Source organism: Runella limosa DSM 17973, assembly GCF_000482465.1.
In the GTDB taxonomy this organism is placed as follows: Bacteria; Bacteroidota; Bacteroidia; order Cytophagales; family Spirosomataceae; genus Runella; species Runella limosa.
In genome coordinates this window covers 31,155-43,141 of sequence record NZ_AXVJ01000064.1, presented here as the reverse complement: position 1 = coordinate 43,141, position 11,987 = coordinate 31,155, and the positions used below count along the sequence as shown (strand labels likewise).

The 11,987-nt window shown below is 43.3% G+C and carries 17 protein-coding genes; 15 read left to right on the top strand and 2 right to left on the bottom strand.

The genetic code is table 11. The annotated features are described in order from the left end of the window. From K339_RS0107650 to K339_RS0107625, 6 genes are all read left to right on the top strand, one after another. On the top strand, positions 1-198 hold the full coding sequence (locus K339_RS0107650) for a hypothetical protein (protein WP_028523086.1): 198 nt from the start codon (positions 1-3) through the stop codon (positions 196-198). Beyond that, positions 195-452: a ParE family toxin-like protein gene (locus tag K339_RS0107645; RefSeq protein ID WP_028523085.1), complete on the top strand. Its 258-nt coding sequence runs from the start codon at positions 195-197 to the stop codon at positions 450-452. The genes K339_RS0107650 and K339_RS0107645 overlap by 4 nt, the downstream gene beginning before the upstream one ends. Positions 453-473: 21 nt before the next feature. Next, positions 474-662 (top strand): DUF6728 family protein, encoded by a 189-nt coding sequence (locus tag K339_RS0107640; RefSeq protein WP_028523084.1) that lies wholly within the window; start codon positions 474-476, stop codon positions 660-662. Between the two features lie 7 nt (positions 663-669). After that, positions 670-1,020 carry an MmcQ/YjbR family DNA-binding protein gene (locus K339_RS0107635; RefSeq protein ID WP_028523083.1) on the top strand — a complete coding sequence of 117 codons (351 nt, stop codon included), beginning with the start codon at positions 670-672 and terminating at the stop codon, positions 1,018-1,020. 1 nt (position 1,021) lies between these two features. Continuing rightward, positions 1,022-1,579 carry a DinB family protein gene (locus K339_RS0107630; RefSeq protein ID WP_028523082.1) on the top strand — a complete coding sequence of 186 codons (558 nt, stop codon included), beginning with the start codon at positions 1,022-1,024 and terminating at the stop codon, positions 1,577-1,579. Between the two features lie 263 nt (positions 1,580-1,842). Further along, the gene (locus tag K339_RS0107625; RefSeq protein WP_028523081.1) at positions 1,843-2,022 is read left to right on the top strand and encodes a BF3379 family histone-like protein; all 180 of its coding nucleotides are present in this window, start codon (positions 1,843-1,845) and stop codon (positions 2,020-2,022) included. Between the two features lie 55 nt (positions 2,023-2,077). Here the strand turns inward: K339_RS0107625 and K339_RS0107620 are convergent, their stop codons facing one another. Then, positions 2,078-2,377, bottom strand: a complete 300-nt coding sequence (locus K339_RS0107620) for an SCP2 sterol-binding domain-containing protein (protein WP_028523080.1) — start codon at positions 2,375-2,377, stop codon at positions 2,078-2,080. 31 nt (positions 2,378-2,408) lie between these two features. Here K339_RS0107620 and K339_RS0107615 point away from each other — a divergent pair, with 31 nt between their 5' ends. From K339_RS0107615 to K339_RS0107575, 9 genes are all read left to right on the top strand, one after another. After that, entirely contained in the window at positions 2,409-2,921 is a 513-nt protein-coding gene (locus K339_RS0107615) for a RidA family protein (protein WP_229598712.1), read from the top strand. A gap of 121 nt (positions 2,922-3,042) precedes the next feature. Continuing rightward, positions 3,043-3,408, top strand: a complete 366-nt coding sequence (locus K339_RS0107610; RefSeq protein ID WP_028523078.1) for a BlaI/MecI/CopY family transcriptional regulator — start codon at positions 3,043-3,045, stop codon at positions 3,406-3,408. Between the two features lie 126 nt (positions 3,409-3,534). Beyond that, entirely contained in the window at positions 3,535-5,316 is a 1,782-nt protein-coding gene (locus K339_RS0107605) for a M56 family metallopeptidase (RefSeq protein ID WP_028523077.1), read from the top strand. A 111-nt stretch (positions 5,317-5,427) separates the two neighbouring features. Continuing rightward, entirely contained in the window at positions 5,428-6,420 is a 993-nt protein-coding gene (locus K339_RS0107600) for a mevalonate kinase family protein (protein ID WP_028523076.1), read from the top strand. A 14-nt stretch (positions 6,421-6,434) separates the two neighbouring features. After that, entirely contained in the window at positions 6,435-7,469 is a 1,035-nt protein-coding gene (locus tag K339_RS32870; RefSeq protein ID WP_064750955.1) for an oxygenase MpaB family protein, read from the top strand. A gap of 94 nt (positions 7,470-7,563) precedes the next feature. Continuing rightward, positions 7,564-8,892 carry a tetratricopeptide repeat protein gene (locus K339_RS0107590; protein WP_028523075.1) on the top strand — a complete coding sequence of 443 codons (1,329 nt, stop codon included), beginning with the start codon at positions 7,564-7,566 and terminating at the stop codon, positions 8,890-8,892. A gap of 49 nt (positions 8,893-8,941) precedes the next feature. Next, complete coding sequence (gene deoC / locus K339_RS0107585; protein ID WP_028523074.1) at positions 8,942-9,697, top strand: deoxyribose-phosphate aldolase; 756 nt, start codon at positions 8,942-8,944, stop codon at positions 9,695-9,697. A 50-nt stretch (positions 9,698-9,747) separates the two neighbouring features. Continuing rightward, positions 9,748-10,491, top strand: a complete 744-nt coding sequence (locus tag K339_RS0107580) for a toxin-antitoxin system YwqK family antitoxin (protein WP_028523073.1) — start codon at positions 9,748-9,750, stop codon at positions 10,489-10,491. Positions 10,492-10,540: 49 nt separating this feature from the next. Continuing rightward, positions 10,541-11,368 carry a toxin-antitoxin system YwqK family antitoxin gene (locus K339_RS0107575; RefSeq protein WP_028523072.1) on the top strand — a complete coding sequence of 276 codons (828 nt, stop codon included), beginning with the start codon at positions 10,541-10,543 and terminating at the stop codon, positions 11,366-11,368. Positions 11,369-11,411: 43 nt separating this feature from the next. On the opposite strand, the gene K339_RS0107570 is transcribed toward K339_RS0107575, so the two are convergent. After that, positions 11,412-11,921, bottom strand: coding sequence for a DUF4494 domain-containing protein (locus K339_RS0107570; RefSeq protein WP_028523071.1), 510 nt, complete (start codon positions 11,919-11,921; stop codon positions 11,412-11,414). Positions 11,922-11,987 lie beyond the last annotated feature (66 nt).

Genomic DNA, 11,987 nt, shown 5'->3' with positions numbered 1-11,987 from the left:
ATGAATGTACAAGAAATAGAAAACGAAATTCAGCAACTTAAACCTGAGCAATTAAAAGAGTTGGCCGCCTGGTTTGACGAATATCGCTTTAAACTTTGGGATGAAAGAATCGAAAGAGATACGGCTTCTGGTCGGTTAGATAATATGATGCAAAAAGCCCTTAAAGCTCATTCGAGCCGTCAACTTAGGGAGATATGAAGCATTTTGCTACGGATGAGTTTTGGGATTGTTATGATAAACTTCCCAAAAATATTCGAGAATTAGCCGATAAAAACTACGAGCTACTTAAACAAGATGCTAAACACCCATCTCTACATTTTAAAAAAATAGGACAATTGTGGTCTGTAAGGGTAGGAATACATTTTCGAGCTTTAGGAGTGGGAGTAGAGAAAGATGTAGTTTGGTTTTGGATTGGTTCTCATGCAGATTACGATAAGTTAATTGAGCAGTAAAAGACTTAATACAGCATTAAAATGAAAAAAATTGTTGAATTTTTGCAGTTGGGAGAAGTATTCGGATACTTTCTGCGGGTATTTCAGAAACCAGACCCATCGAAGCCCACTACGGCCTCCCTCCGCGTGATGCACGGCATCAACCGTATTTCTATCGTCATGTTTTTGTTGTGCCTTGGCGTGATGTTGTATCGCTTTTTTACAAGATAGGTTAGGAATGAACATAGAGACCTTACAAGCGTATTGTTTGTCGAAAGCTGGCGTGACGGAGGAGTTTCCGTTTGGAGAAGAAACCTTGGTTTATAAAGTAGCAGGGAAGATATTCGCATTAACCTCGCTCGACTCCAACCCTTTTAGCATTAATCTCAAATGTGATCCAGAACGCGCCCTGCAGCTTCGTGAAGAGTACGATTGTGTGCGCCCAGGTTTTCACATGAATAAAAAACACTGGAATACCGTGGTTGTGGATGGCTCGGTCAAAGATGCTATCATACGTGATTGGATTGATCATTCATACGAACTTGTAGTGGCGTCGTTGCCCAAAAAAACGCGTGAACAATTGAGCTAAAATGAACATTGCGGAGACAAGACAACAACTTTTAGAGGATATTCAGCATATTCGTCAAACCGTTTCGCTGGAGTTTAAAGCGCTTTCAGAGGCGCAACTGCTGTGGAAACCAGCCCCCGAGCGTTGGGGAATTTTGGAATGTTTGGTACATCTCAATGCGGCTAGTCAATACTATACAAACCAATTGAAACTTAAATTTTCACAAACTCCAATCCGCTCTTCTGCTACGGACTTTGAGATGAGTTTCAACGGCAAAATGATGCTTGGTTTTGTAGATCCTGCTTCGCCGCGCAAAATCCCTTCACCTGGGATGTTCAAACCAAAACCGTATCATTTGGATGCGCCAAAAGTTTTGGAAAGGTACTTTATGATTCTTCAGGATTTAGAAAACGCCATTCAAAGCTCCGAAGGTGTCGATTGGAATCAAAAAATTATTTCTCCTTTTACAGCTTTGCTCAAGTTTCGTCTGGGTGATGTTTTTCTGTTTGTGGTGGCACACCACCAACGCCACCTCAACCAAGCGATGCGTGTAAAACAAGAATCATCTTTCCCGCGTTAATTTCAGAAATGTGCCTTTTTGAGCAAATTAGGGCGTTTTTGATGAAAAAGGTTCAAAATTAAGTAAATTTATAATACTGCGTAACTGTCTGTTTTTGAGTTGGTTATGTGTATTGTGTTTTGTTTTGGTCAAAAAATTGCATTATTTTTATTAGTTTTTTCATTTTTTCTGTTGCGTTTCAGGTTAGAATTACTAAATTTCGGCCAAAACACGCTGTTTTAGGCGTTTAGGACACTTTATAAAACCAAAAACCGTAAATTATTATGGCAAGATTTGATGAAGTCAAGAATCTCGTGTTAAGCCTTGAAGCTGACTTTGATAAATTCTACAGCAAGGGTAACCAAGCAGCTGGAACACGCGTCCGCAAAGGAATGCAGGAGTTGAAGAATTTAGCCCAAACAATACGTTCTGAAGTACAGAACAGTAAGAATGACAAAGAGTAGTTTTTTAATCTAACTCCTAAAAGCGGGCTTGGCATACCAAGCCCGCTTTTTTAGTTTAGCTACCAAAAGTTTGTGCAATTTTCATTGCTACCGCCATATCGCCTTTAATTTTGAACTTACCCATCATGTAACCCATCATCGGATTAAGGTCGCCATTAATGAGGTCTAAGGCGTTTTTAGTAGTGATTTCCATGGCACAGTCGGTTTCCAAGTCTTCGTTTGAGACAATGTTCGGAACTTGCTTGGTGTCAACAAACACAACACCCTCGTCGGTGACGAATTTGAAGCTCGCATCAAGGCCACTGTTGGTGCCAACGAGTGTTTTTACTTTCTCAGTAAGAGTTTGTAAGCTCATAAAATTGGTTTTTAGTAAAAAAAAACAGAATTTGGAAAGCAAAATTAGTAGTCTGGCGTATATTATCGACAGAATGTGTTATAAATCCAATTCTATGAAACCCTTTGTCCTTATTTTTGCTTTATTTTTGAGTAGTTTGAGCATTTTTGCTCAGAAAAAAATTATTAAGACCGATCAAGCTCCTGTTCCCATTGCACCCTATAGTCAAGCTGTAGAAGCCAACGGGCTAATTTTTGTTGCAGGACAGATAGGATTGAACCCACAAACTCGCCAGTTGGTCTCAGGAGGCTTCGAAGCAGAGGCAACCCAGGTCATGGAAAATATCAAAGCGATACTGTTGGCGGCAGGTTTGACAATGGATGACATTGTCAATACGACTATTTATTTAAAAGACGTTTCCTATTTTCAAAAAATAAATGACATCTATGGGAAATATTTTAATGGAAATTTCCCAGCCCGCACCACTGTTGGAGTAAACAACCTCCCAGGTGGAGCAAGTGTCGAAATTGCAGTTGTGGCCCTCAGAGGCCAAAAACGTAAATAAATGCGCCAAAATGAATGTTTTTTGCAAAACCTAAAAATTTAATAAAATTTTAATTGCAAAAACTACACGGATAGTTTATATTTGTCTATTATTTTATTTTTTAACCTACTTTTTGAGAACCATGAGAGAGTTGACCAAAGCCGAAGAACAAGTAATGCAAATCCTATGGGATTTGGGCAAAGGCGTAGTATGGAATGTACTGGAGCGTTTTCCGACGCCAAAACCAGCGTACAATACCATCTCTACCTTTATCCGAATTTTGGAACAAAAGGGTTTCATTGCGCACCGCCCAATTAGCGGAAAAACGTACGAGTATTTTCCAATTATTTCAAAGGAAGATTATCGTACTTATGAAGCTAATAAGTTGATGACCAATTATTTCAGTGGGTCTGTGAAAGACTTAGTGTCGTATTTTGTTCAAGACAAAGACCTAAGTGTTCAGGATGCTGACGAAATTATTAAGTTGCTTCAGGAAGGCGGTAAGTAATCGCATTTCAAAGGCGTAAGCCTTCTTCTGTTGGCGGCATCGCGTCGCTTCAAGCTCGTAACTTCCCGAAAGGTAAAACTTTCGGGAAGTTCAAAACACCATACTATTTCTAACTTAACCTAAGCCATGTTATTCTTTCATTATCTCCTCAAAGTCAGCTTTGGGCTAGTGTTGTTCTATGCCTTATATTGGGGTTTGCTGCGCAAGCACACCTATTTCACCGCAAACCGTATCTACTTGTTACTGGTAATGGGGCTCTCTTGTCTCGCGCCTTGGGTGGTGCTTCCCGAAGCAGCGCACGAGCAAGTACCGATGCAGGTAATGGCGCTAGGAACCGTAACCGGAAGTGTTGTTCAGGTTGAAAAACCGCCTCTATTTACCCTCGAAGAGGGCATTGCAATGCTATATTTAGTCGGTGTTTTGTTCATGTTAGGCCGATTGAGTTGGCGACTGTCTCAAATTTTTAAGGTGGTTCGCGCAGGCGAGCACCAACCTTTCGGAAACTGTGTACTTGTGACAGTCGATGACTCGTCAATGAGCTCTTTTTCTTTCTTTAATTACTTAGTATTAAACCAAAAAGATGCCAGCGCTTACGGGCAAGTGGTTGTAAACCATGAGCTTGTGCATATACAACAGCGCCATAGTTGGGATTTGCTATGGGTCGAAGTGGTTCAAGCGCTTTTATGGTTTAATCCAATTTTGATTTTTTATAAGCGCTCGCTGAAAGAAATCCACGAATTTATAGCCGATGAAAACGCGACTAACGGTGATCGTTTAAGCTATGCTTATACCTTAGCTGGCTACGCACTGGGGGTATCGCCACAGACATTAACAAATAATTTTTTTGACGTAAAACAATTAAAAAGCAGAATTGCCATGTTGACAAAAAAACGTAGTTCAAAATGGGTATTGGGCCGTTATTTAATGGTTGTGCCCGTTGTGATTGGTTTGGTGGTATTGGTGGCGGCTCGTAGCGCTACTCCAGTACAAACGTTGGTAAGTACAGGTGAAGATATGGTGGTCAAAGGAAAAGTAGTAACAGCTGATGGTAAAGGACTGCCTGGCGTCAATGTCGTTGTGGTAAATTTACAAAGGGGCACTACTACTGATGCTCAGGGGAATTACATGATAAATATTGCCCGTGGACGACAGTTGGCTTTTTCTTTTATCGGATTCAAAATGCAGGTGATAGATGCTTTGCAAGGTGAGCAAAATGTAGTTATGATACCAGAAGTAGCTGAACTAAAGGGTATTACGGTAATAGGTGAGCCGATTCCAGCCAAGAATGGAGGCGGGCGAAGCGTCGAAAGTGGCCGTACTGCTCCTACGATGTCGAAAGAGGGGACGATATTTACAGTGGCAGAACAACAGCCTGAGTTTCCAGGAGGAACGAGAGGTTTGAGCGAGTTTTTAGCAAATAATCTAAAATACCCAGCGGCCGCGCGGCGTGCTTATGTGTCAGGAAAAGTATTTATAGAATTTACGATTGATGAAAATGGGGTGGTAAAAGAGCCGCGTGTTGCGAAGGGAATAGGTTTTGGGTGTGACGAAGAAGCGATGCGTATCATGGGTGTCATGCCCAACTGGACGCCAGCGAAGCAAAACGGTAAACCCGTCGCAATGTCGTATCAATTACCGATTGGATTTGAGTTGGAGAAAGTGGCTGCTAATCCAACATTTACTGACGGTCCCATAAAAATTATTTTTAATGGAAAGGGAAGCCCTTTTAAGGAGCAACCGCTTTACATACTTGATGGTAAAGAAATAACTCATGAAGAACTTGAAAAGAAGATCAATCCCAGTGAAATTGACAATATTTCGGTGTTGAAAAACGAGTCGGCAACGGCGACGTATGGTGACAAAGGGAAGAATGGGGTGGTTATTATTACCACAAAAAAGAAAAACTGATTAATTCTACACACAAGATGAGAAAGCGAAGGTAGCAGCCTTCGCTTTTTTGTTGTTAATTTGCGGTTGCTGAAAGCGAAAGTCGCTTACGGCGTGACAGACACACAAAAAATGATTGAAACTCGTGCTTATGCCCGTGCTGGGCTTCTAGGAAACCCTTCCGATGGATATTTTGGGAAAACAATTTCAATTTCGGTACGCAATTTTGGCGCTTCTATTACGCTGTACGAATCGCCAGAGCTACAGATTGAACCCCAAGTTCAGGATACCCACATTTACAAAAACATCTTCCACCTGCGCGATACGATAAGCACGCTTGGCTACCACGGAGGTGTTCCATTGGTGAAAGCGTCCATCAAGAAGTTTGTTGAGTATTGCGACAAAGAAGGGATTAAACTTTCCAATAAAAACTTTACTGTTCGCTACCGCACGACCATCCCGCGCCAAGTCGGTTTGGCGGGTTCTAGCGCCATTGTGGTGGCTACGCTTCGGGCGTTGATGCAGTTTTACAAAGTCGAAATTCCGCAGCCGATGTTGCCGACCTTGGCCCTCAAATCGGAAGTGGAAGAATTGGGCATTACGGCAGGTTTACAAGACCGAGTCATTCAGTGCTACGAAGGCTGCGTCTATATGGATTTTTCACGCGATTTGATTGAAAAGCAGGGTTATGGCTATTACGAACCGCTTGACCCTCGAATGTTGCCCAAATTGTACATTGCCTATAAAACTGACCTTAGCAAAGTGTCGGGAAAAGTACTGAATACCATCCGTGAGCGGTGGGAGCAAGGCGACCCGCACGTGGTCGGAACGTTGCAAAACATTGCTGGGGTAGCTGAACAAGGCTGTGATGTCATTAAAAACCAAGATTTTAAACGTTTGGGCGAATTGATTAACCAAAATTTCGACTATCGCGCCCAAATCATGACCATCACCGATCGAAATCAAGCCCTCATTGATACGGCGCGTAGTTGTGGCGCGTCGGCGTCGTTTACGGGTTCGGGTGGCTCGATAATTGGAATTTACCGCGACGAAGAAATGCTCAATCGCCTTTTTATCGAACTTAAAAAACAAAATGCGCGCGTTATCAAACCTTTTATTGTTTAAATGGTTTCAAGGTCATGAGACCTGCACAAACGCGAATTTTTGACGATACTTTGTTGACCCCTTTTCGCCAACTGGGCGACCCCGCAGCCGATGCACTGGTAGTGGCAGTAGCCCAGCAAACAGGCCGAGAGGGGTTAACTGTTTTTATGCGTTTCTTGGGCGACTTAAAAAACGTTTCGCTCGCCGAGCAGCTTCCCGAAGTCGTTCATTTTTTTGAACAGCAGGGTCATTTACCTCCTTGGACAGACCCCCAAAAAATGGCGAAAGGCATGGCTTTCTTTTGGAAGTACGAAACCGAGATAGCGTTATTATTGGGCTGCTATTCACTCCCGTATTGCTATGCCGCTGCCAACGGTGCCCAAGTACTTTGGCTGACTGAACGAATCAAAAAAGACACCTACAAACGGCTAGAAGAAACGGGCGAATTTGTGTTTGAAATCATGCAAGAGCGTGATTGGCGCAATGGTCGTAACCTGATAAAAGTACTAAAAATTAGGTTGATGCACGCCGTTGTTCGGTATTTTACCAGCCACCATGCCCAGTGGAATACCGCTTGGGGGCTTCCCATTAACCAAGAAGATATGGCAGGGACAAACCTCGCCTTTTCGTATATTGTTATCCGCGGTTTGCGAAAAATGAACGTAAAGACGCAAACAAATGACGAAGAATCGTATTTGTACTTTTGGGATATAATTGGGTGCCTACTTGGAGTGAATGAGCGCCTTTTACCCGTCGATTTACGCGAGGCATACCACCTAGACAGGGCCATTTATCGCCGTCAATTTCAGCCATCAGCGGCGGGGAAAGGGCTGACCCAATCCCTCACGAAAGTGCTTCAAAATCAGGCACCTTCAAAGCAACTACAGAACTTTCCGATAGCCCAGATGCGTTTCTTGTTGGGTAAGGAAGTGGCTGATTTATTGGGAGTTCCAGAAGTGCCGTTGGAAGACATCGTTGTCCGTACAACGACCCATTTACCATTTTTGCAATTTTTATTCCGAAACAATAGCCCAAACTCCGACGTACTCAAAACCTACCTGCGAAAATAGTAACTGACATAAACTGATAATATTTATGTCGGTTATGTTGCAAAAAATACCTTGATTGACGTATTATTGTACTTTCTATCCTAACCGCTAAATTATGAGAAAAACTCTACTGCCTATTTTAGGTATATTATTCTCGTTTCATATCACTTTTGCGCAAAATTCTGCGGAAACCTATTACGAAGAAGGGCTTACGAAGCAGACCAAAGGCGACGTAGCAGGGGCGATGTTGGCCTATACCTCTGCTATTCAGACCAATCCTGATCACGCGCCTAGTTATTATCAACGAGGCTCCCTAAAAGTTTCCCTCAAAGATTACCGTGGCGCTATGCGTGATTATGACGAAGCCATCGGTATTACTTCCAAAGATGCCAAAGCCTTTTTATACCGAGGAATGTGTCGCGTCATTCAGGAAGATTTGGGGGGGGCGCTGCGCGATTTTAACTCGGCCATTGAACTCAATCCCAACGAGGCAAAAGCATTGCTTCAACGCGGCCAAATTTGGTTTAGAATGGAAGACCAACGCCGTGCTATGCAAGACTTTGACAAAGGGCTGGCATTGGAGCCGAATAACGCCCAAGCGTGGTACAGTCGCGGGCAGTGCAAAATTGGAGTAAAAGATTACAAGGGAAGTATTGCAGATTTTACCAAAGCCATTGATTTGGGGTACAACGCGGCCTATGCAGGTCGGGGAAATGCGCGTACCAATATGAACGATTTGAACGGTGCTGTCACTGATTTGTCCAAAGCCATTCAAATGAACGCCAACGATTCAGAGTCGTTTTATTACCGTGGATTAGCGCGTAGCAAAATGGGTAAGTTTGCGGAAGCACTGACCGATTTTAACGAATCGGTGCGAATCAACCCACAAAATTATATGGCCTACTACGGGAGAGGGGTTTGTAAAGTAAAACTTGGGCAACCCAAAGATGCCGTGGCTGATTATAACTTAGCCATCGAAATCAACGGTGCTTCGGCCAATACGTTGCCTTATTATAACACTTTGATTACGGAAAATACCATCAAGTTGTTGGATGTAATTGTCACAAAATACACCCAACCTAAAGACCTATCACCAGGCCGCCCAGAAGTTTATTTGTCAAGAGGAATTGCCAAAAATACAATCGGTGAAGGAAAATCTGCAATTGCTGATTTAGACAAGGCCATTGAGATTGAACCTACCAATGCCGATAGCTATTTCATTCGGGCGGTGGTAAAATCTTCTTTAGGCGACCAAAAAGGAGCGTTGGTGGATTGCAGCAGTGCGATCAAACTAGCCCCACGCCACGCCGAAGCCTTTTTCTTGAGAGGAGTCATTAAATTTTCATTGCTCGACAAAAACGAAGCCTGCTACGACTTTAGTAAGTCGGGAGAATATGGTTTCGTGGAAGCCTACAACGTGATTAGTCAGCTTTGCTCTAAGTAGGATAGCTTTGCCACGTTCTTATGAGAAAAGACCATAACAAGTTTATGCTATGTTTACTTCTCTCTCAGAACTGGCCAAAATGATAGACCATTCGTTGTTGCAACCGCACCTGACCGATGCCGAATTGGAAGCAGGTTGTGCGTTGGCGTTACAATATGACGTCGCAACAGTTTGTATCAAACCCTACTACGTAACACGCGCCGCCGAACTTCTAAAAGGAAGTAACGTTGGTGTCTGTACCGTGGTAGGGTTTCCTCATGGTGGCAATACCATCACGATGAAAGTAGCCGAAACCCGACAGGCTTGCAAAGACGGTGCTACCGAAATCGACATGGTGGTAAACGTAGGAAAAGTGCTAAGTGAAGATTGGCGCTACGTTAAAAAAGAAATCTACGCGATTCTGAAAGAATGCCACAAACACGAGGCAATTTTGAAGGTAATCTTCGAAAACGATTTTCTTCCCAAAGACAAATACAAAGTTAAGCTCTGTAAAATTTGCAGTACCCTGGGCGTGGAGTTTGTGAAAACTTCGACGGGGTACGGCTATACCAAACAAGCCGACGGTAGTTACAATTACAAAGGTGCGACGGAAGCAGATATCCGTTTGATGCGCAAAAACTGCACTCCCGAAGTGCAAGTAAAAGCCGCAGGGGGAATAAGAACACTGGACGAACTGCTTAAAATGAAAGCGCTCGGTGCTACCCGTATTGGCGCTACCGCCACCGTTGTGATGCTTGAAGAAGCCAAAAAACGACTTGGACTGGCAGCCTCAGAAATACAGTCGCCTGTGGTCGATGGGTATTGATATTGAAAAAAAAGCAGTTAATTTTGATTAAATTGTCAAGGTGAACAGCTATGTTAAAGAAAATCAGTGTTTTGTTGGTTTGTATGTGGAGCATCGCTTCTCAAGAAGTAGAAGCTTTCTCGCCCGATTCGCTGTGGCGTACAATACGCCACCGTGCGTTTTCCGACTATGATGAAGAACTCGTGTTTCATGACCGTAAAAAACGTTTTGCCACGCTAAAACACTTTAGCAAAAACGGGACTTTACTGGTTGAAACCAACTTCAAAGACTACGCCGAGGGCATTCGTCAAGGGTTTTCGAAGGGGTATTATCCAAGCGGAAATCTCTATTGGCTCGCAGATTACCGCGACAATAAACTTCACGGAGAGCTGAGGGTATATTATGAAGACGGAGGTTTAAAACGTCGAGAAACGTATCGTTCGGGGTTTCAAAAGAAAAAACATTGCTACGATAGAGAGGGCAATGAAATCCAGTATTATGAATTGGTAGAAAATGCCAGTTTCCCAGGCGGAGATCGGGCGCTGCAAGCATATTTGCAAACCAAACTAAGCGAGGTCATTAGTAGTAATACTGCGCAACTCTATACGTTTGAGGTTTACATAGAAGAAGATGGGAAAGCCGTTTTACACAAGTTTACCAATAGCGACCTTATGACAATCAATAGACTGACGGATATTCTCAAAGACATGCCTAAATGGAAGCCTGCTCGCTACGACAAAAAACCTCAAGGGGAAATTGTACCAATTTCGCTTCTTTTTCAAAATGGTAGGGTATATCTTCCTGCTTTACGTTAATGTAAACAAAAGTATTTATCTTTGATTGTGTCTTGAAAACTAGCAAGTTATGGGCAAGAAAGTCAGTCTATTGTTGGTGGTTTTGTGGGGAATAACGCTTCAAGCAATTCAGGCATCTTTTCCCGATTCGTTGCAGCGGGCAGTCATTCGTCGGGAATTTGTTGACCACGACGAAGAACTGACATTTCACGACCGTAAAAAACGCTTCGCCACCCTTAAAACCTACAACAAAGAAGGAGTTTTGTTAACCGAAACCAACTTTAAAGACTACCAAGCAGGTATTCGCCAAGGGTTTTCAAAGGGGTATTATCCGACGGGGCAATTGTACTGGATTGCGGATTATCGTAACAATGACCTTTGGGGCGAAATGCGCGTTTATCACGAAAACGGCGAGCTCAAGCGCCGCGAAACGCATTGGGCGGGTTTGCGGAAGGAAAAACATTGTTACAATGAAAATGGAGAAAAAATAGATTTTTACCCGTTTTCGGACGTCGCTAGTTTTCCAGGCGGAGATTACGCATTTCAGGCGTATTTGCGGTCGAAACTCAAAGATATACACGTAGGTTCGGAGATGTCGATGTTTACCTTTGAGTTGCTAGTACAGGCAGACAGCGTGGCGGTTTTGCACCAGTTTAGCAAAAGCGAGAAAATAACGTTGACCCGAATTGCGGAAATTATCAAAGACATGCCCAAATGGCTACCCGCTCACTTTGACAAAGTACCCCATGATGATATTGTGGTCGTCAATCTGGTTTTTAAACGAGGAATGGTCTATCTCTCCAACTTAGCCCTCGATTTTGCGGGTGCGTACCGCAAGCAGGTACAGCCTTTTGCTACGCCCGTAATGCCGCCTTTGCAAACATTACGAAGAAGATAACAAAATGAGGCTGCCCTTTCTGGACAGCCTCGTTCATTTTATTTTACTCAGCTCCGCGCTCTGCCATCACTTCGGCGAGGGGGCGAAAACCCGCAGGCACTTGTTGTGCTTCGTCTTCGGGTGAATAAGGATACACTTCCAAAATAGGCGTTAGGTTCACATCCGTGATTTCGTAGGGAATCAACATCGTCGCCAAACTTTTTTCAATGCGTTCGATGGCTTGTTTGGGGCTATCGGCATTGACGAGCATGTAGCTGATGATTTTTTTCTCTTTGGCAGCGCCTTTGCTATCGTCGATAGAGACATAAAAGGTCTTGCATTTAAACCATTTTTCCCCGCCTTCGTCCTCAAAATGAAATACATCTGAGAGTTTCATTTTGGTAAGGCTACTTACTTGAAAATCAGGGGTGTTGTCGGCTACTATGCGATAAATTCGTGCTTCGGCATCGGTATATGAAACCGCGTCCACCAGGTACGCTTCCGAGATTGTCTTGAGCGCGCCGTTTTCTTGTTCTTGTTGGTATTTGATTTTTCCTAAGTACCAGCTGGGCATATTTTACAGTTTAAAGTTTTCGGTATTTCCAGTTTCCAGTTTCCAGTTTCCAGTTTCCAGTTTCCA